We start from the raw sequence: 18,567 nt of genomic DNA, 5'->3' as shown, positions 1-18,567 counted from the left end.
CAGGCGGGAAGGTCACTGGTCCACTGAACGGGATGTTAGCTCAGCTGGTTCAGAGCGCATGCTTCACACGCATGAGGTCACTGGTTCGAATCCAGTACGTCCCACTCAGCACAAGCCCTCTGGGATTCCGGAGGGCTTGGTGCTTTTTGCGGGTGGCCATGGCTTGGCTCTACATTCTGTTCTCACAGCAGCTCGACCGCTACTATATCGGGCATACTGAGCATTCAGTAGCCGAACGACTTCAGAAACACCTTGGCAACCACAAGGCATGGACCGGCCGTGCCAAGGACTGGGAGGTTGTCTACCAAGAGCATCATCCCAATAAGAGCGCCGCCATGCGCAGAGAGCGCGAGATCAAGAACTGGAAATCCCGGGTCAGGTTGCAAACCCTTTGCGCCAGCGGTCCAGAGCGTCCCGCCTCATAGGCGGGAAGGTCACTGGTCCGGATCCAGTACGTCCCACTCAGCACAAGCCCTCTGGGATTCCGGAGGGCTTGGTGCTTTTTGCGGGTGGCCATGGCTTGGCTCTACATTCTGTTCTCACAGCAGCTCGACCGCTACTATATCGGGCATACTGAGCATTCAGTAGCCGAACGACTTCAGAAACACCTTGGCAACCACAAGGCATGGACCGGCCGTGCCAAGGACTGGGAGGTTGTCTACCAAGAGCATCATCCCAATAAGAGCGCCGCCATGCGCAGAGAGCGCGAGATCAAGAACTGGAAATCCCGGGTCAGGTTGCAAACCCTTTGCGCCAGCGGTCCAGAGCGTCCCGCCTCATAGGCGGGAAGGTCACTGGTCCGGATCCAGTACGTCCCACCAAGCCCCGGTTCCTGCCGGGGCTTTTTTTGTTGCTGGTCGCTTCGCGCTGATCACCTTCGGACCGTGAGCCTCCGCCCCTACCGTCCATTCATTCTGCTGACCTCGGCGTTCATCGTGTTGATGTTCGCATTGGAACACATCAACGGGCGGTTCTGGCTCAGCGACTTCAAGGTCTATTGGGGCGCAGCCGATGCGCTGCTCACCGGCAAGGCCGTGTATGGAGTGCCATTCGGGGAATCCACCGGGTACTACAAGTACTCGCCGTTCGTTGCGTTGCTCTTCACCCCGTTGGCTGCGCTGCCGTTCGAGGTGGCGAGCATCATCTGGTTCGTGTGCATTTCGCTTGCACTGGTGGCCGTGCTGCTGCAACTGCACCGCATCCTGCTCGAGCTACCCATCGAGCCCCGTCTGAACGACAATGCGCTGTTGTGCTTGGCGCTGTTGTGCATCGGCAATCACGTTGTGCGCGAGCTGCACTTGGGCAACATCAATCTGCCCTTGTTGTTGTTGGCCACGCTGGCCCTTCGATGGCGCACAGCGAAGCCTTGGATGGCAGGAGCTGCAATGGCTTTGCTCTTCATGGTGAAGCCCTATCTCGGGCTGGTTGCACTGCCATATCTAGTGCATGGTCGGTGGCACATTGTGCGTGCGGCGGTGGTGGCGGGTTGTGGAATGTTGCTCGTCCCGTCCATGCTTGGTCCGGGAAAGGCGATCTCCCTTCACCGCGAATGGCTCATGAGCATGTCCGCGCACGGCGACTACCTGACCAGCGGCAACACCATCGCTTCTATCGTGTCGCGGATCGCTGGTGTTCCCGACAGCGCGGGCTTGCAGCTCAGCATTATCGGTGTGGCGGTCTTGGGGATCGTTGTGCTGGCTTGGCGTTGGCGCAGCAACAGCGCATATGCACAGCACTACCTCCTGCACTTCGGCGCCCTTGCGCTCATCCCCAACCTGGTCATCACCGACACGCAGCACTTCCTGCTCGCGCTACCGTTGTTCATGTTCGTGCTGCACCGCATCCGCACGCTCTCTTGGCCGGTCGTGGTGTTGTTGATCCTGGTCGCTCTGGCCCACGGCGCAAACAGCAGCGACCTCCTTGGCCACGATCTTTCTGATCGGGTGAACGCTTGGGGTCTGCTTGGCTTGGCCAACGTGGCACTGGTCATCGTCGCGCTCATGATCGAAGCCAGGGATAAGCAAGCTGATTGAATTCTGTTTAATCTTTTAACATGTTCTGTTGGACATAATCTTCATCTTCGCCCTCGTATCCTCGTTGTCACATTCATGGCACGCACAGCCATCGTCATTGGTGCCGGGTTCGCCGGACTATCCGCAGCAGCCTCGCTTGCGCGGAAGGGGTTCTCTGTAACGGTGATCGAGAAGAACGAAAGTGCCGGTGGGCGGGCCCGTGTTTGGCGCGAACAAGGCTTCGTCTTCGACCTCGGTCCTAGTTGGTATTGGATGCCGGAGATCTTCGAAGAGTACTTCGGCACGTTCGGCAAACGTGTTGAAGACCTGTATGACCTGCGCCGTTTGGACCCCAGCTACCAAGTCGTCTTCGACCGGAAGACCGTCTGGAAGATCCCCGCAGGGGTGGATGCGCTCCATGACATGTTCGAGCGCATCGAGCCGGGTGCCGGGGTTGCGCTGGACAAATTCCTGGCGGAAGCCCGCCTGAAGTACGAGCTGGGCATGAACGACCTGGTGCGCAAGCCCGCGCTGTCGTGGATGGAATACGCCAAATGGCGCGTTGTTTCCGGCTTGCTGAGCAGCTCAGTGTTCAAGAGCCTGCGCAGTCATGTAAAGAAGCACTTCAAGGACGAACGCCTGCGGATGCTGTTGGAATTCCCTGTTCTTTTCCTAGGTGCCGCACCCCAGAACACGCCTGCACTCTACAGCCTCATGAACCACGCGGACATGGCACTGGGCACCTGGTATCCTATGGGTGGAATGGGCCGGTTAGTGGACGCCATGGTGCGGGTGGCCGAGGACCAAGGCGTGCGCTTCAAATTCAATTCCCCCGTGAACGGGATCGTTGTAAAGGACGGTCAAGCGGTCGGCGTGAAAGTAGGCGGAGAGGAACTGCATGCCGATGTGGTCGTGGCAGCCGCCGACTACCACCACGTCGAGGCCGACCTGCTGGCCGATCCTCAACGGGATCACACCGAGGCCTATTGGCAGACCAGGGCCATGGCCCCGAGTTCCTTGATCTTCTACTTCGGCATTGACCGGCGGTTGCCCGGGGTGCTTCACCACAACCTCTTCTTCGACGAAGCGCTGGACCAGCACAGCCACGAGATCTACACGGATCCGCAATGGCCCAGCAAACCGTTGATGTACGTCTGCTGCCCGAGCATTACCGATCCGAGCGTCGCCCCGCCCGGAAAAGAAAACCTGTTCGTGTTGATCCCCATAGCGGTAGGGTTGAGCGATACGCCCAAGGTGCGCGAGCATTACAAGGCCATGGTGCTCCGCAAGCTCGCTACCGTCACCGGCGTCGCCATTGCGGAACACATCGTGGTCGAGCGCAGTTATTGCATCAACGATTTCGTGAGCGACTACAACTCCTACCGCGGCAATGCGTACGGCCTTGCGAACACGCTGAAACAAACCGCCGTCCTGAAGCCGAGTATGAAAAGCAAGCGCGTGGCCGGTCTGTACTTCGCCGGACAGCTTACCGTTCCTGGACCAGGCGTTCCGCCTTCGTTGATCAGCGGCCAGGTGGTTGCCGACCTCATCGCCAAGGACCTTCAACTTTCGCACGCATGACGAGCCTTGCCCTCTACGACTCCGTTTGCTTGAAGGCGAGCACAGCGACCACCTTCAGCTACAGCACCTCGTTCGGGCTGGGCGTTCGGTCGCTGCACAAACGGTTCCGCGCGCCCATCCACTCCATCTACGGGTTCGTGCGTTTTGCTGACGAGATCGTGGACACCTTCCACGGCCACGATAAGCGCGCACTGCTTGAGCGTTTCACCACTGAGACCTGGCGGGCGATCGAAGAGGGCATCAGCTTGAACCCGATCCTCCACAGCTTCCAAGCGACGGTGCGGAAGTACAACATCGACCACAGCAGTATCGAGGCCTTCCTTCACAGCATGGCCATGGACCTCGACCAAGGCTCTCACGATCAACCCTCGTTCGAGGAGTACATACTCGGCAGCGCGGAAGTCGTTGGCTTGATGTGCCTGCGTGTTTTCTGCGAAGGTGACGACGCGGAGTTCCAACGCCTGAAGCCTTCCGCGATGCGGCTGGGTGCAGCGTTCCAGAAAGTGAACTTCCTGCGCGACCTGCAACACGACCATCAGAACCTGGGCCGCACGTACTTCCCCGGCTTGGACGTCAGCAAGCTGGACACGACCGCCAAACGTGCGATCGAACGGTCCATCGATGAGGATTTCGAGGAAGCCTTCAAGGGGATCAAGGAACTTCCTCGTGGTGCGCGCTTCGGGGTCTATGTGGCTTACCGCTATTACAAAGCGCTTCACGAGCGTATCCGTTCACTTCCCAGCGAACGCATCCTGGCGGAGCGGATCAGTGTGCCGAACGCGATAAAAGCGTCGCTGCTGATGCGGAGCTACTTGCGCCATAGCATCGGCGTCCTCTGATGAACAAGGAACAACACGAGCTGTTGGTGCTGGTGGATGAGCATGATCGCGCCATCGGCACCATGGACAAGCTTGAAGCGCACAGATCGGGCAGGTTGCACCGGGCCTTCAGCGTGTTCGTGTTCGACAGCAAGGGCCAGCTGTTGATGCAGCGCCGCGCAGAAGGCAAGTACCACAGCGGCGGTCAGTGGAGCAACACCTGCTGCGGGCACCCACGGCCCGGCGAACACGTCACTGATGCGGCCTGGCGCCGTTTGGGCGAGGAAATGGGCATATCCTGCACTCTGCGTCCGCAATTCGATTTCACCTACAAGGCCGATGTGGGCAACGGTCTCACCGAGCACGAATTCGACCACGTCTTCTTCGGCTTCACCGACATCGAACCGCAGCCCGATCCCAACGAAGCTTCGGAATGGCGCTGGGTTGAACCCGCTGCGTTGTTGAACGAGATCCGCGCAACACCGGCGCTCTTCACCCCGTGGCTGCGGGCCTGCTTTCCACAGGTGATGCTCCACCTCGCCAACGCCGCATGAGCAAGCCCGCGGTATCGGTGCACTGGTTCCGCCGCGACCTGCGGCTGAACGACAACCATGCGCTTTGGCACGCGCTACGATCCGGCGCACCCACGCTCGCGGTCTTCATCTTCGACACGGAGATCCTTGACGAACTCACGGACAAGCACGACCGCAGGGTGGACTTCATCCACCGGCATTTGGTGCGATTGAAGCAACAGCTGGAAGCGAAGGGCAGCACGCTACTCGTAGACGTGGGCACTCCGGAGGAAGCTTGGCTTAGGATCCTGGAGCGCTTCGATGTGAAAGTGGTGCACACCAACCGCGACCACGAAGCATACGCCGTTCAACGCGATGAACGCATAGCACGTCTCCTTGCGGAACGCGGCATCCTATTCCACCACCACAAGGACCAATCGGTATTCGAGCGCGGCGAGGTGCTCAAGGACGATGGCCTTCCGTACACGGTCTTCACGCCATACATGCGCAAGTGGCGGGCGCACTTCCATCCGAACCTGCTGGAGCCCTTCTTGAGCGAAAAGGTGCTGGACAAGCTGCACCAATGCGCTCCGGAGCCCCTGCCATCCTGGGAGGAGATCGGCTTCATTCGTACCGACCTCGCCGAACCCGCGGCACGTTTTGATGTGGACCTGTTGCGGAACTACTCCGACCGGCGCAACCTCCCAGCAGTTGAGGGCACCAGCCGGTTGAGCACTCATCTGCGGTTCGGGACGGTGAGCGTGCGTGAAGTGCTGAGGGCGTGCTGGAGCAGCAGTCCTGCCTTCGCCAACGAGCTCATCTGGCGGGAGTTCTTCATGCAGATCCTCTGGCACTTCCCGCGCGTAGTGACCAAAGCGTTCAAACCAGCCTACGACAACATCGCTTGGCGGAACAGTGCAGCGGAGTTCTCGGCGTGGTGCGAAGGCCGCACGGGCTATCCGATCGTTGATGCCGGTATGCGCGAGCTGAACACCGCGGGCCTCATGCACAACCGCGTCCGGATGATCACCGCCAGCTTCCTTACCAAGCATCTGCTCATCGACTGGCGCTGGGGCGAGGCCTACTTCGCCAAAAAGCTCTTGGACTATGAACTCAGCAGCAACAATGGCAACTGGCAATGGGCCAGCGGTAGCGGATGCGACGCTGCCCCGTACTTCCGTGTCTTCAGTCCGGCCGCCCAAACCGAGCGGTTCGACCCGAAGCTGGCCTACATCAAGCGTTGGGTGCCCGAGCTGGGTTCTCCCGACTACCCGGAACCCATTGTGGATCACGACTTTGCCCGGAAAAGAGCATTGGATGTTTATAAGAAAGGCCTCGCATCCACGAACGGCGCTTCCATATCCCAGCCACAATTGTTCATTTGACCCCCATGGGAAGCAAGAAGAAGAAGAATCCGATCCTCACCGAACCGGTGCGCAAGGGTCCGAAGGGGTTGAAAGTGCGCTTGGACGCGCGCACCATCATTACGGTAAGCAACATGAAGATCTTCGAGGCCTGGAAGAAGAAGTATCCGAAGGCAGAGATCATCGGTTGATGCGCATCCATGTGCTGGAGCGGGAGCAATGGCTGCCGGTCCCGCCATCGGAGGCTTGGTCGTTCTTCAGTTCACCACGCGATCTGGGCCGCATCACGCCGCCTGAAATGCGTTTCGTGATCCATCCGCCGTTCAACGATGAGCCTGTGTTCAAAGGCCAGCGCATCCGCTACACGGTAAGACCGCTCTTCGGCATCCCGCTGCAATGGGAGACATTGATCTCCGAGGTGGACGAACCCCGTTCGTTCACCGATGAGCAGAGCAAGGGCCCATACGCGCTCTGGCGCCACACGCACACCTTCACCCCGAAGGATGCAGGCACACTGGTGCACGACAAGGTGGAATATGCACTGCCCTTGGGACCCTTGGGAGCCTTGGCGCACGTGGTTTTGGTCAAGCGGAAGGTGGAGGCGATCTTCGACTACCGGAAGACGGCTTTGGAACACATCTTCGGCACACAAGCGGCATGAGCATCTGGGCCATCATCGGGATCGTTGCCTGCACCTTCGTTCTGATGGAAGGGGTGGCTTGGGCCACGCACAAGTATGTCATGCACGGTTTCCTGTGGAGCCTGCACCGCGATCACCACAAAAAGGACCACTACGGCTTCCTGGAACGGAACGACACCTTCTTCCTGATCTTCGCCGTGCCGAGCATGGTGCTGTTCATCGTGGGCACGGTGCTTGGCCTGCATACGCCTTGGTTGTGGATCGGCTTGGGCATCCTGCTTTACGGCATCGCTTACTTCCTGGTGCACGAGGTCTTCATCCACCAACGCATCAAATGGTTGCGCAATAGCAAGAGCGCTTACTTCCTCGGTCTTCGTCGCGCACACAAGGCCCATCATAAGCACTTGGGCAAGGAGGACGGCGAGTGCTTCGGCATGTTGTGGGTGCCGTTGAAGTTCTTCCGTGAGGCCGCGAGGATGCTGCGGTCGCAAGCTGGTTGATGGCATGAGCACCTACGCGTGGGTCAACCTGTTGAGCGTTCTCTTCCCGCTCATCTTCAGTTTCCACCCCCGCACCAGGTTCCATCGGGAATGGAAAGCGGCGGCCGTAGGGATCGTGGCCATGATGGGCTTGTTCATCCCGTGGGACATGTTCTTCACGGCGAACGGCGTGTGGCGCTTCAATGAACAGCATGTCTGGGACACAAAGCTCCTTGGCCTTCCGCTGGAGGAATGGGGCTTCTTCATCTGCATCCCTTACTGCTGCCTCTTCACGTACCACTGCCTGAACCTGCAAGTGAAGCGCGACATGCTTGGGCCGCATGCGCGCAGCATTTCCATCGCGTTGGGAGCGTTGCTCATCGGCATCGGCCTGCTCAACCTGGATCGCGCATACACCTCCACCACGCTGTTGTTGTGTGCTGCGTTCATGCTGTTCGTGGCGTTGGTGATGAAGCCCTTATGGCTTGGTCGCTTCTACTTCGCTTACCTGGTGCTGCTCATCCCCTTCATTATCGTGAACGGCATCCTTACGGGGACGGGCGTTGCCGAAGAGGTGGTGTGGTACAATGGTGCGGAGAACCTCGGCATCCGCATCCTCACCATCCCCATCGAGGACACGACGTACGGGCTGCTCATGCAGTTGATGGCCGTCACGTTCTTCGAGATGGTGCGCACGCGCAAGGCTTCCACGGCATAGTGTGAACAGCAACAAGACCGGTGAACGGTGGGATCACACTGCACCGGTAAATTCGGCCGACGGAAGCGAACGCTGATGATGACGGACCTGCAACGTGTTGGAAGCTGGCTGAACCATTTGGTAAAGGCCCGCTCTCGGCACGGCGTGCACAGCCCGTTCGTATACGACCTGAGCGACCGTGTGCTGCGCGCACAGGATGAGCCCGCCGTCTTCGGCACGATCGAAGTGTTGCGCGAAGAGTTGCTGGACAGTGACCAGACCATTCGTGTGAACGACCTCGGCGCCGGTTCTCGCGCGCTGACCAACAATGCACGCGCTGTGAGCGATATCGCCAGCACCGCACTGAAACCGGAACGCCAAGCCCAACTGCTCTACAGGCTGGCCCGTCACTTCGCGCCATCGAACATCGTGGAACTCGGAACGAGCTTCGGGATAAGCACGCTGTACTTGGCCAACGGCGCACCCGATGCTGAAGTGCACACCATCGAGGGATGCCCACGGACGTTGCGCATCGCACAGCATAATATCGACCGGCTCAAGCAGCGCAACGTGCACGCACACCTGGGCAGCTTCAAGGGCCGTTTGCCCGAAGTGCTCAAGCGGGTGGATGCCGTGGACATGGCTTACATTGATGGTCATCATGCGAAAGAGCCCACGCTGGAGTACTTCGGGATGCTGATGAACAAGGCCCACGAAGGCACGGTCTTCATCTTCGACGATATCCATTGGAGCCGCGGCATGGAGGAAGCGTGGGAAAGCGTGAAGGCCGATGACCGCATCCATGTCACCATCGACCTCTTCGACATGGGGCTCGCTTTCGTCCGCAGCGAACAAGCACCCCAGCACTTCAGGCTGCGCTACTGATGAAGATCTACACACGAACCGGCGACAAGGGGCAGACCAGCTTGCTCGGCGGCACGCGCGTGCCCAAGGACCATGTGCGCATAGAAGCCTACGGCACGATCGATGAGTTGAACAGCCACTTGGGCATGTTGCGTGATCTGCTCAACGGGCGGCAGCACGAACTCATCATCGGTATACAACAGAACCTGTTCAGCATCGGCTCGCGCCTCGCATCCGCAAGCGAACAGGAGGCGGACAAGTTCAAAGTGCCGCATGTGGAGGATGCGGACATCATGGCCATGGAGGGCGCAATGGACGATATGGACCGAGAGCTGCCGGAGATGCGGAACTTCATCCTTCCTGGTGGGCATGTGGCGGTTTCGCAAGCCCACATCTGCCGCACCGTCTGCCGCCGGGCCGAGCGGTTGGTGGTGCGCATTGCCGAACAGGAGCAACTCCCGGAGGTCATTGTGCGTTACCTCAACCGGCTCAGCGACCTGCTTTTCGTGCTCGCCAGGTGGTCCGGCCACACCCTCAATGCACCCGAGATACCCTGGAAGCCCCGTGGCTGAACTGGCGCAAACGCTTGTGGCTCTAAGGAAAGAGACCGGTCAACACCTGTTGGGAAATAGCCTTCGGCCGCATCGGTACCCGTCTATATTTGCGGCCCTGAAAAAAGAACCTCAGCACTAGGTCTCATGTACTGGACGCTCGAATTGGCCTCGTACCTCGAGGACGCCCCCTGGCCCGCCACGAAGGACGAGCTCATCGATTTCGCCATGCGCACCGGCGCTCCGCTCGAAGTGGTGGAGAACCTGCAGGCCATCGAAGACGACGAAGAAGTGTTCGAGAGCATTGAAGACATCTGGCCCGATTACCCACAGAAGGAGGACTTCTTCTTCAACGAGGACGAATACTGAACCCCGCGCACGCTTGGAGCCCTGCCGACGACCTTGGCGGGGCTTCTTCTTTCCGACAATGACAAGGCGTCAGTCCTGCGTTGCACGGTCCGGTAAGTGCTCTTGAGCGGTGCCCCAGCCTAACGGCAGGCGGGTACATTTGGCGGCCTTTTCCGGACAGGCATTTGCCCCCCTCCTAACTCTCGGCCCCGGCGCTTTTCCACACCCGCATCATTTCCACATTCTCCTTCATCCATGTTCGGCAACCTCCTCAAGAAAGTCTTCGGCGACAAAGCAGCGCGCGACCTGAAAGAAACCGCACCGGTGGTGGAGAAGGTCAAGGCCGAGCACGAGAAGCTCCCAGCGCTGAGCAATGACGAACTGCGTGAACGGAGCAACGCGCTGCGTGCGCGCATCCGGGAGCGGGTGAAGGAAGAGGATGACAAGGTGGCCGCTTTGCGCACGGAGATCGATGCCGACCCGCGCATGGACATCCACGCGCGCGAGGACCGTTACCAAGAGATCGACAAGCTGGAGGAGAAGATCGTGGAGAAGGTGGAGAAGTCATTGGAAGAGATCCTGCCGGAAGCCTTTGCGATCGTGAAGGAGACGGCCCGGCGCTTCAAGGAGAACCAGGAACTCCGCGTGCGCGCCACGCAATTGGACCGCGACATAGCGGCCAAGCGCGACGCGGTGACCGTTGATGGGGACACCGCCGTTTGGAAGAACACATGGACCGCAGCGGGGAGCCCAGTTACCTGGGACATGGTGCACTACGATGTGCAGCTCATCGGCGGCACGGCACTGCACCGCGGAAAGATCGCCGAGATGGCGACCGGCGAGGGCAAGACGCTCGTGGCGACGCTGCCCGTTTTCCTCAATGCCCTTGCCGGACGTGGCGTGCACGTGGTTACCGTGAACGACTACCTGAGCAAGCGCGACAGCGAATGGATGGGACCGCTGTACGAGTTCCATGGTCTGCGCGTGGACTGCATCGACAAGCACCAGCCCAACAGCCCCGAGCGCCGCAACGCCTACTTGGCCGACATCACCTTCGGCACGAACAACGAGTTCGGCTTCGACTACCTGCGCGACAACATGGCGCATGCACCGAACGCGCTTGTACAACGCAAGCACCACTTCGCCATCGTGGATGAAGTGGACAGCGTACTGGTGGACGACGCGCGCACGCCGCTCATCATCAGCGGTCCCACCCCCAAGGGCGACGTGCACCAGTTCGACGAGTACAAGCCGCGCATCGAGCGCCTGCTGAACGCCCAGCGCAGCTACATCAACGGTGCGCTCACCACCGCAAAGGAGAACCTCAAGGGCCTTGAGAACGGATCCGCCACCAAGGAGCAACTGGAAGCCGGGGGCATGGCGCTGCTCCGCGCTCATCGTGGCCTTCCGAAGAACAAGGCCCTCATCAAGCTGTTGAGCGAATCCGGCATGAGGGCCCACCTGCAAAAGACCGAGACCTTCTACCTGCAGGAGCAAGGCAAGGAAATGCCCAAGGTGGACGCCGAGCTCTACTTCACCATCGACGAGAAGCATCACGGCATCGAGCTCACGGAGAAAGGCATCGAGCTCATCAGCAAGGACGTCAACGATCCGGCCTTCTTCGTAATGACCGATGTGGGCGCGGGCATCGCCGAGATCGAGAAAAGCGGCGCCGTTACCGAAGAGAAGGCGCGCCGTAAGGACGAGCTGCTGCGCGACTTCGCCATCAAGAGCGAACGCATCCACACCGTGAACCAGCTCATCCGGGCCTACGCGCTCTATGACAAGGACGTGGAGTACGTGGTGATGGACGGCAAGGTGAAGATCGTGGACGAGCAGACCGGCCGCATCCTGGACGGACGCCGGTACAGCGACGGGTTGCACCAGGCCATCGAGAGCAAGGAGAACGTGAAGGTGGAAGCCGCCACGCAGACTTATGCGACGGTGACGCTCCAGAACTACTTCCGGATGTACCACAAGCTGGCCGGCATGACCGGTACGGCCAGCACCGAGGCCCAGGAACTCTGGGACATCTACAAGCTCGATGTGATGAGCATTCCGACGAACCGGCCGGTGGTGCGGAAGGATGCCGAAGACATGGTCTTCAAGACCAAGCGCGAGAAGTACAACGCCGTGATCGAGGAGATCGAGAAGATGAGGGCCGCTGGCCGCCCCACGCTGGTCGGCACCACATCCGTGGAAGTCAGCGAACTGATGGCGCGGATGCTGCAGATGAAGAACATCCCGCACAACGTCCTCAATGCCAAGCAACACGCACGCGAAGCGGAGATCGTCGCGCACGCGGGCCAGGCGGGAACCGTAACGATCGCCACCAACATGGCTGGCCGCGGTACGGACATCAAGCTCGGCGCAGGCGTGAAAGAGGCCGGTGGCCTGGCCATCATCGGAACGGAGAAGCACGAAAGCCGCCGCGTTGACCGTCAACTGCGAGGACGTGCGGGTCGCCAAGGCGATCCCGGCAGCAGCCAGTTCTACGTGAGCTTGGAGGATGACCTGATGCGTTTGTTCGGCAGCGAACGCATCGCCAAACTGATGGACCGTCTCGGCTTGAAGGAAGGTGAAGTGATCCAGCACAGCATGGTCACCGGCAGCATCGAGCGCGCGCAGAAGAAGGTGGAGGAGAACAACTTCGGCATCCGCAAGCGCCTGCTGGAGTACGACGATGTGATGAACAGCCAGCGGGAGGTGATCTACAAGCGCCGCCGCAATGCACTGTTCGGCGAACGCCTGAAGCTCGACGTGCTGAACATGTTCCACGGCGTTGCCGAGAGCATCGTGAACGAATACCACGAACAGAACGACTTCGGCGGATTCGAACTGGACGTGTTCCGCAAGTTGAACTGCGAAAGCCCGGTGAACGAGCAGGAGTTCAAGGACCTGAAGGCTGAGGAGATCACCGACAAGCTGTTCGACCTGGCCTTGGCGGGCTACGAGCGCCGTGGTGCCGCTTTAGCACAACAGGCTTTGCCCGTCATCAGCGACGTATTCCTGAACCAGGGAGGCCAGTACGAGAACATCGTGGTGCCCATCACCGACGGCATCAAGACCATGCAGGTGGTGGCCAATCTGGAGAAGAGCTACAAGAGCGAGGGCCGCGAATTACCGGGCACCATCGAGAAGTACATCGTGCTCGCCATCATCGACAACGAGTGGAAGGAGCACCTGCGCGAAATGGACGAGCTGCGCCGGAGCGTGCAGAACGCAGCCCTTGAACAGAAGGACCCGCTGCTCATCTACAAACTTGAATCGTTCAACCTGTTCAAGGCGATGATAGAGCGCATCAACGGCGAGGTAGTTGGCTTCCTGACGAAAGCAGGTCTGCCTACGGCACAGCCGAACGTGCAACAAGCGCCGGCCCAGCGCGCTCCACAGCAACGCCTGCAAACCAGCCGCACGGAAGTGCCGCAGTACTCCGGTGGCGCCTCACGGACCCAGGCACCACCACCAACCGTAGGAGGCCCGATGCCACCTCCGCGCGGGCCGATGGGGCCGCCCCCACCGCGCAATACACAACCCGTGCGCGTGGAAAAGAAAGTGGGCCGCAACGACCCATGCCCTTGCGGGAGCGGCAAGAAATTCAAGCAGTGCCACGGCAAGGACGCCTGACCAACGCTGATGCCATGAACGCCGAAGGGGCCCTGACAAGTCGGGGCCCCTTCGGCTATGTGTATGGAAAGTGGTTCTAGAACTGGAGCGGCAGGGTCATCTGCACGCGCACCGGGCGCCCCTTGGCCAAGCCTGGGTTCCACTTGGTGTCCTTGATGGCGGCCATCGCCAGTGCGTCAATGCTACCACCAACGCCTTCCACGACCTTCACGTCGCTCACGGTGCCGTCCTTCTCCACAACGATAGTGGCCTTCAGTTTGCCGCGCGGCCGGGTGGATGCCTTCTCCGCCACCTTGCTCTTCACCTCGGCCTGCAATGTTGCATCGCCACCCGGGTATTGGGGCATCATGTCCGGCTGTGAGAAGATCACGTTGGCCATCACTTCGGGGTCATAGACCTTCTCGCTCAGCGGGCGGCCCCATTGGTCGAAGCGTTTCCAAACGCCGCTCTTCCATCCCTGTGCGTAGGCACCCTCGCTCTCGAGCTTGCCGTTGGTGTGGTAGAATTTGAACGCACCGTCCTCGATGGTCAGCGCGGCATCCACGAAACGGCCTTCGGCTTTCAGCTTGCCGTCCATCGAGTAGATCTTGCCGATGAAGCGGTCACCATCCTGGCCAGCAGATTCCATGTAGAACGCGGCCTGCGACTTTGGGGCTGCATCCAGGGTGGCGCTGAGGTACGTGCGCTCCTGCCCAGAGGCATTGACGAGACCAAGGCAAAGGAGGAGGCTGAGGACCATGTTTGCTGTGCTGAGGTGTCGCATGAGTGATAGCGATCGTCCGGTATAACGGAGCCCCGTTCCCCAGGGTTACGTCAGGCACGGAAAAAACTCAGGAAGCCCAGCCCTCGCGGTCCAAACTGCGGTACTGGATGGCCTCCGCCAAGTGCTCGGTGCGGATGTCCGGACTGCCCGCCAGATCGGCAATGGTCCGGCTCACCTTCAGGATGCGGTCGTAGGCACGGGCGCTGAGGCCCAAGCGCTCCATGGCCTTGGCCAGCAGTGCCTGGCCCGCGTCGTCGATGCGGCAGATCTCGCGCAATTGCTTGCTGCTCATCTGCGCGTTGCAGTGCATGTTCTTTCCAGCGTAGCGTTCCTGCTGGACTTTCCTGGCCGTGATAACGCGCTCCCGCATGTCCGCGCTCCGCTCCCCGCTCCGTTCGGCGCTCAGCTCCTTGAACGGGACGGGCGTGACCTCAATGTGGATGTCGATGCGGTCCAGCAATGGCCCGCTGATCTTGTTCAAGTACTTCTGCACTACTCCAGGAGCGCACACGCAGTCCTTGTCCGGATGATTGTAGTAGCCGCACGGGCAAGGATTCATCGCGGCCACCAACATGAAGCTCGCGGGATATTCCACGCTGAACCTGGCCCGGCTGATTGTCACCACCCGGTCTTCCAGTGGTTGGCGCAACACCTCAAGCACCGTGCGTTTGAACTCGGGCAACTCATCGAGGAAGAGCACACCGTTGTGCGCAAGACTGATCTCGCCGGGTTGGGGGAAGGAGCCCCCACCCACCAATGCCACATCGCTGATGGTGTGGTGCGGATTGCGGTACGGGCGCACGCTCAACAGTGAATCCTCCTTCCGCAACTTGCCCGCAACGCTGTGGATCTTCGTGGTCTCAAGCGCCTCGTCGATGGTGAGCGGTGGCAGGATCGTGGGCAGGCGTTTGGCCAACATCGTTTTGCCAGCGCCCGGCGGCCCGATGAGGATGACGTTGTGACCACCGGCCGCCGCGATCTCGAACGCGCGCTTGATGTTCTCCTGCCCTTTCACATCGCTGATGTCCACCGGGTAGCTGCGGCTGCTTTCAGCGAACTCCTTCTCGATGTCCACCTCTACGGGTTGCAGGTCATCAGCACCTTCCAGAAAGCCGGTCACTTGCAGGAGCGTGTCAACCCCGTATGCCTTCAGACCGGTGACGATGGCCGCCTCACGCGCGTTCGCGCTGGGGACGATGACACCCTTGAACCCCTGTTTCTTCGCTTCGAGCGCGATGGGCAATGCTCCTTTGATGGGACGTACTTCTCCGTCGAGTGAAAGCTCCCCCATCATCACGTAATCGCCTAGCCGCTCGGGGTTGAGCTGGCCACTGCCCGCCAGCATTCCGATGGCAATGGGCAGATCGTAGGCGCTGCCCTCCTTGCGGATGTCGGCCGGTGCGAGGTTCACGGTGATCTCGCGACCGCGCGGCATATGCAGCCCACTGTTCTTGATGGCCGCCCCCACGCGTTGGTGGCTCTCCTTCACGGCACTGTCCGGCAGGCCCACCATGAAAAACGCCGTTCCCGGGTTAACGTTGGTCTCCACCGTCACGATGGTGGCATTGATGCCGAAGACCGCGCACCCGTAGTTCTTGACGATCATGCGAGAGCCTGTTCGATGTGATCGATGAAGGCGTGGATCACCTTGATATGGATCTCCTGTATGCGATCGGCGTAGCCGTTGTGCGGCACCCGCACTTCCACCGTGCTGAGCTCGGCCAGTTTGCCGCCATCCTTGCCGGTGAGCGCGATCACGTGCAGGCCTTTGTCGCGTGCGATCTCGGCTGCGCGCAGCACGTTGGGGCTGTTGCCGCTGGTGCTGATGGCCAGCAGCACATCACCGTCGTTGCCGTGCGCCTGCACGAAACGGCTGAACACGTACTCGAACCCGTGATCGTTTCCCACGCAGGTGAGGTGGCTGGGGTCGCTGATGCTGAGCGCAGCAATGGGCCTGCGGTCATCGCGGAAGCGGCCGGTGAGTTCTTCGGCGAAGTGCATCGCATCGCACATGCTGCCGCCGTTGCCACAGCTGATGATCTTGTTGCCTTGCTTCAGGCAGTAGGTCATGAAGGCGGCGGCGCGTTCCACGGCCTCCACGTTCGCCGGGTCGGCCAGGAACTTGTCCAGCACGGAAGCGGCCTCGGCAAAGTGCGAACGGATGCGATCGGTGCTCATCGGCCGCTAAGATGCGGTTTGGTACGTGGAACTTGAAGTCGCAAAATGCGACATCAAGACTACCAAACACGTGATGGTCACTTCGTTGCAACGCCCTTCAAGCGCTCCATGCCTTGCAGGCCGCGGGCGAAGAAGGCGGCGTACTCATCCTCGTCCGGGGTGTAGCCCACGGGGTCGGTGAGGAGCTTACCATCGGGGCTGAGCAGAACGTAGAGCGGCTGGCTGGCTTGCTCGAACGATTCCAACTCAAGGTTCGACCACTGGTCGCCGATGGAACGGATGAAGGTCTTTTTGCCCGCACAATTGATGTACACGTGCTGCTCGGTTTGCGGCAGTTCGCGCTTATCGTCCACGTACAGCGACACCAGCACCACTTGCTTGGCAAGGATCTCGTGGATGGCCGGTTCGGTCCACACGGTCTCCTCCATTTTCCTGCAGTTCACACAAGCCCAACCCGTGAAGTCGATCATCACCATGCGATCGGTGCGCTTGGCCTGCTCCAAGCCCTCGGCCAGCGTGTGGTAGCAGGTCACGCCTTCGGGGCACTCATTCTTTTGCTCGTAAAGGCTGTAGAACAGCGGTGGTGGGAAGCCGCTCAGCAATTTGAGGTTACGCCACGGAGCATTGGTAAGACCAGGAACCAGGTACACCACGAAAGAAAACACGAGCACCGCCGTGGTCCAACGCCCTTTGCTGATCGGCGCTCCTTTCACATCGTGCGGCAAGCGCAGGCGCCCGATCAAATACAGCACGAGCGCAATACCGATGATGATCCACAGACCGATGAACACCTCACGCTTCAGCAGGCCCCAGTTCATCACCAGGTCGGCGTTGCTGAGGAACTTCACCGCCAAGGCCAGTTCCACGAAGCCGAGCACCTTCTTCACCGTATCGAGCCAACCACCACTGCGCGGAAGATTGTTGAGCCAACCGGGGAATAGAGCGAAGAGTACGAAAGGCAACGCCAAAGCCAGACCGAAACCCGAAAGTCCCATTGTCAGTTGCATTGGGCCACCATCGCTGGTGAGCGCTCCAGCCAACAATGAACCGAGAATCATGCCTGTGCAAGAGAATGAGACTAGGACTAGCGTCAGAGCCATAAAGAAGATGCCCAAGCTGCCACCGAACTTGCTGGCATTGCTGTCCATCTTGTTCACCCAACTACTGGGCAGCGTGATCTCGAAGTAGCCTAGGAACGAGATGGCGAACACGATGAAGATGACGAAGAAGAAGATGTTCAGCCAGGGGTTCGTGCTGATCTCGTTGAAGATCTGCGGATTCACGGAACCGATCAAATGGAACGGAATGCTGAAGGCGGCATAGATGACAAAGATGAACGTGCCATAGAGGATGGCGTTCATCAAACCCTTTCGCTTATCCTCGCTTCCTTTTGTGAAAAAGCTCACCGTGAGGGGCACCATTGGGAAGACACATGGCGTTATCAGCGCTACAAGCCCACCGGCAAAGCCGAGAAGGAAAATCGCCAACAAGCCGGCAGGGTTGTCCTTGGACGGGCCCGACACAACTGGCCTCTCCAGGTCCACCGACTTCATCTTGTAGGTGCCGTCGGCGCAGGTCTTCACCGGAATGCCCGACAAGTCGAAAGGCACCGGGCTGAGCTGGAACGTGCCACTGTCCGGCACTACACGCCAGAACACGAGGGCCGGCGGCAGGCACATCTCGTTGTTGCAGGTCATGTACTCGAACTGGCCGGTAACGGGGAACTCGCCGCCGCTGGTCTCGAAGTGCCGCACGAAATCCACATCGTGCTTGAACTTCTTCACCTCCATGTCGAACACGGCATCGTGCCCTTGCACGGTGTGTTCGCTTTTCTCCACTACCCCTGGCTTGATCACCACATGGCCCAGCGTATCGAATTCGAACCGGCTGGGCAACGGGCCGGCATCACCGAAGTTCTCAACGGAGTACACGGACCATCCTTCATCGATGGCCGCATGGAAAACGATGTCGTACGCTGTTCCGCCTGTGTTCTCGGCACGCACGCACCAAGCCACTTTGTCCATGGCGGGGTCCAACTTGATCGGATCACAGCTGGTCGGCCCCGCAGCCTGCTTTCCACAGCCTGCCCAAACACAGACGAGCACAACAACGACCGCAACGGCAAGACCCAGG

19 protein-coding genes and 1 tRNA gene are annotated in these 18,567 nt (G+C 59.9%); 16 read left to right on the top strand and 4 right to left on the bottom strand.

The genetic code is table 11. The annotated features are described in order from the left end of the window. Positions 1 to 29 precede the first annotated feature (29 nt). From IPJ76_13175 to secA, 16 genes are all read left to right on the top strand, one after another. Positions 30 to 104, top strand: a tRNA-Val gene (locus tag IPJ76_13175). 54 nt (positions 105 to 158) lie between these two features. Then, complete coding sequence (locus IPJ76_13170) at positions 159 to 425, top strand: GIY-YIG nuclease family protein (protein ID QQR85555.1); 267 nt, start codon at positions 159 to 161, stop codon at positions 423 to 425. A 90-nt stretch (positions 426 to 515) separates the two neighbouring features. After that, positions 516 to 782 carry a GIY-YIG nuclease family protein gene (locus tag IPJ76_13165; protein ID QQR85554.1) on the top strand — a complete coding sequence of 89 codons (267 nt, stop codon included), beginning with the start codon at positions 516 to 518 and terminating at the stop codon, positions 780 to 782. A gap of 102 nt (positions 783 to 884) precedes the next feature. Then, a complete protein-coding gene (locus IPJ76_13160) occupies positions 885 to 2,033 on the top strand; it encodes a DUF2029 domain-containing protein (protein ID QQR85553.1) in 1,149 nt (382 codons plus the stop codon). Positions 2,034 to 2,108: 75 nt separating this feature from the next. Further along, on the top strand, positions 2,109 to 3,593 hold the full coding sequence (gene crtI / locus IPJ76_13155) for a phytoene desaturase (GenBank protein QQR85552.1): 1,485 nt from the start codon (positions 2,109 to 2,111) through the stop codon (positions 3,591 to 3,593). After that, entirely contained in the window at positions 3,590 to 4,432 is an 843-nt protein-coding gene (locus tag IPJ76_13150) for a phytoene/squalene synthase family protein (GenBank protein QQR85551.1), read from the top strand. Before crtI ends, IPJ76_13150 begins: the two co-directional genes overlap by 4 nt. Beyond that, entirely contained in the window at positions 4,432 to 4,965 is a 534-nt protein-coding gene (gene idi / locus IPJ76_13145; GenBank protein QQR85550.1) for an isopentenyl-diphosphate Delta-isomerase, read from the top strand. The genes IPJ76_13150 and idi overlap by 1 nt, the downstream gene beginning before the upstream one ends. Continuing rightward, positions 4,962 to 6,308, top strand: coding sequence for a deoxyribodipyrimidine photo-lyase (locus tag IPJ76_13140; GenBank protein QQR85549.1), 1,347 nt, complete (start codon positions 4,962 to 4,964; stop codon positions 6,306 to 6,308). Before idi ends, IPJ76_13140 begins: the two co-directional genes overlap by 4 nt. A gap of 5 nt (positions 6,309 to 6,313) precedes the next feature. Beyond that, a complete protein-coding gene (locus IPJ76_13135; protein ID QQR85548.1) occupies positions 6,314 to 6,478 on the top strand; it encodes a hypothetical protein in 165 nt (54 codons plus the stop codon). Beyond that, complete coding sequence (locus IPJ76_13130) at positions 6,478 to 6,948, top strand: SRPBCC family protein (GenBank protein QQR85547.1); 471 nt, start codon at positions 6,478 to 6,480, stop codon at positions 6,946 to 6,948. The genes IPJ76_13135 and IPJ76_13130 overlap by 1 nt, the downstream gene beginning before the upstream one ends. After that, a complete protein-coding gene (locus IPJ76_13125; GenBank protein QQR85546.1) occupies positions 6,945 to 7,427 on the top strand; it encodes a sterol desaturase family protein in 483 nt (160 codons plus the stop codon). The genes IPJ76_13130 and IPJ76_13125 overlap by 4 nt, the downstream gene beginning before the upstream one ends. A 4-nt stretch (positions 7,428 to 7,431) precedes the next feature. After that, the gene (locus IPJ76_13120) at positions 7,432 to 8,124 is read left to right on the top strand and encodes a lycopene cyclase domain-containing protein (GenBank protein ID QQR85545.1); all 693 of its coding nucleotides are present in this window, start codon (positions 7,432 to 7,434) and stop codon (positions 8,122 to 8,124) included. Between the two features lie 75 nt (positions 8,125 to 8,199). Then, complete coding sequence (locus IPJ76_13115) at positions 8,200 to 8,988, top strand: class I SAM-dependent methyltransferase (protein ID QQR85544.1); 789 nt, start codon at positions 8,200 to 8,202, stop codon at positions 8,986 to 8,988. Continuing rightward, positions 8,988 to 9,539 (top strand): cob(I)yrinic acid a,c-diamide adenosyltransferase, encoded by a 552-nt coding sequence (locus IPJ76_13110; protein ID QQR85543.1) that lies wholly within the window; start codon positions 8,988 to 8,990, stop codon positions 9,537 to 9,539. The genes IPJ76_13115 and IPJ76_13110 overlap by 1 nt, the downstream gene beginning before the upstream one ends. Positions 9,540 to 9,665: 126 nt before the next feature. After that, positions 9,666 to 9,887 carry a DUF2795 domain-containing protein gene (locus tag IPJ76_13105; protein QQR85542.1) on the top strand — a complete coding sequence of 74 codons (222 nt, stop codon included), beginning with the start codon at positions 9,666 to 9,668 and terminating at the stop codon, positions 9,885 to 9,887. Positions 9,888 to 10,121: 234 nt separating this feature from the next. After that, complete coding sequence (gene secA / locus IPJ76_13100) at positions 10,122 to 13,493, top strand: preprotein translocase subunit SecA (protein QQR85541.1); 3,372 nt, start codon at positions 10,122 to 10,124, stop codon at positions 13,491 to 13,493. Between the two features lie 76 nt (positions 13,494 to 13,569). Here the strand turns inward: secA and IPJ76_13095 are convergent, their stop codons facing one another. The 4 genes from IPJ76_13095 to IPJ76_13080 all read right to left on the bottom strand — a co-directional run bounded on the left by IPJ76_13095 (position 13,570) and on the right by IPJ76_13080 (position 18,458). Next, positions 13,570 to 14,232, bottom strand: coding sequence for an energy transducer TonB (locus IPJ76_13095; protein ID QQR85540.1), 663 nt, complete (start codon positions 14,230 to 14,232; stop codon positions 13,570 to 13,572). Positions 14,233 to 14,323: 91 nt separating this feature from the next. Beyond that, positions 14,324 to 15,862, bottom strand: coding sequence for a YifB family Mg chelatase-like AAA ATPase (locus tag IPJ76_13090; GenBank protein QQR85539.1), 1,539 nt, complete (start codon positions 15,860 to 15,862; stop codon positions 14,324 to 14,326). Then, positions 15,859 to 16,434 carry a D-sedoheptulose 7-phosphate isomerase gene (gene lpcA, locus IPJ76_13085; protein QQR85538.1) on the bottom strand — a complete coding sequence of 192 codons (576 nt, stop codon included), beginning with the start codon at positions 16,432 to 16,434 and terminating at the stop codon, positions 15,859 to 15,861. Before lpcA ends, IPJ76_13090 begins: the two co-directional genes overlap by 4 nt. 77 nt (positions 16,435 to 16,511) lie before the next feature. Further along, positions 16,512 to 18,458: a thioredoxin family protein gene (locus IPJ76_13080; GenBank protein QQR88462.1), complete on the bottom strand. Its 1,947-nt coding sequence runs from the start codon at positions 18,456 to 18,458 to the stop codon at positions 16,512 to 16,514. Between the last annotated feature and the right edge of the window lie 109 nt (positions 18,459 to 18,567).

It is taken from the genome of Flavobacteriales bacterium (assembly GCA_016699575.1).
Taxonomy (GTDB): domain Bacteria; phylum Bacteroidota; class Bacteroidia; order Flavobacteriales_F; family PHOS-HE28; genus PHOS-HE28.
The sequence above is the reverse complement of the archived record's forward strand: the minus strand, read 5'-3'. Positions and strand labels throughout refer to the sequence as shown.

Coding starts and splice junctions, on each gene's coding strand:
- IPJ76_13170 (QQR85555.1), top strand. CDS start 159: ATGGCTTGGCTCTACATTCTGTTCTCACAGCAGCTCGACCGCTACTAT.
- IPJ76_13165 (QQR85554.1), top strand. CDS start 516: ATGGCTTGGCTCTACATTCTGTTCTCACAGCAGCTCGACCGCTACTAT.
- crtI (QQR85552.1), top strand. CDS start 2,109: ATGGCACGCACAGCCATCGTCATTGGTGCCGGGTTCGCCGGACTATCC.
- IPJ76_13150 (QQR85551.1), top strand. CDS start 3,590: ATGACGAGCCTTGCCCTCTACGACTCCGTTTGCTTGAAGGCGAGCACA.
- idi (QQR85550.1), top strand. CDS start 4,432: ATGAACAAGGAACAACACGAGCTGTTGGTGCTGGTGGATGAGCATGAT.
- IPJ76_13140 (QQR85549.1), top strand. CDS start 4,962: ATGAGCAAGCCCGCGGTATCGGTGCACTGGTTCCGCCGCGACCTGCGG.
- IPJ76_13135 (QQR85548.1), top strand. CDS start 6,314: ATGGGAAGCAAGAAGAAGAAGAATCCGATCCTCACCGAACCGGTGCGC.
- IPJ76_13130 (QQR85547.1), top strand. CDS start 6,478: ATGCGCATCCATGTGCTGGAGCGGGAGCAATGGCTGCCGGTCCCGCCA.
- IPJ76_13125 (QQR85546.1), top strand. CDS start 6,945: ATGAGCATCTGGGCCATCATCGGGATCGTTGCCTGCACCTTCGTTCTG.
- IPJ76_13120 (QQR85545.1), top strand. CDS start 7,432: ATGAGCACCTACGCGTGGGTCAACCTGTTGAGCGTTCTCTTCCCGCTC.
- IPJ76_13115 (QQR85544.1), top strand. CDS start 8,200: ATGATGACGGACCTGCAACGTGTTGGAAGCTGGCTGAACCATTTGGTA.
- IPJ76_13110 (QQR85543.1), top strand. CDS start 8,988: ATGAAGATCTACACACGAACCGGCGACAAGGGGCAGACCAGCTTGCTC.
- IPJ76_13105 (QQR85542.1), top strand. CDS start 9,666: ATGTACTGGACGCTCGAATTGGCCTCGTACCTCGAGGACGCCCCCTGG.
- secA (QQR85541.1), top strand. CDS start 10,122: ATGTTCGGCAACCTCCTCAAGAAAGTCTTCGGCGACAAAGCAGCGCGC.
- IPJ76_13095 (QQR85540.1), bottom strand. CDS start 14,232: ATGGTCCTCAGCCTCCTCCTTTGCCTTGGTCTCGTCAATGCCTCTGGG.
- IPJ76_13090 (QQR85539.1), bottom strand. CDS start 15,862: ATGATCGTCAAGAACTACGGGTGCGCGGTCTTCGGCATCAATGCCACC.
- lpcA (QQR85538.1), bottom strand. CDS start 16,434: ATGAGCACCGATCGCATCCGTTCGCACTTTGCCGAGGCCGCTTCCGTG.
- IPJ76_13080 (QQR88462.1), bottom strand. CDS start 18,458: ATGGACAAAGTGGCTTGGTGCGTGCGTGCCGAGAACACAGGCGGAACA.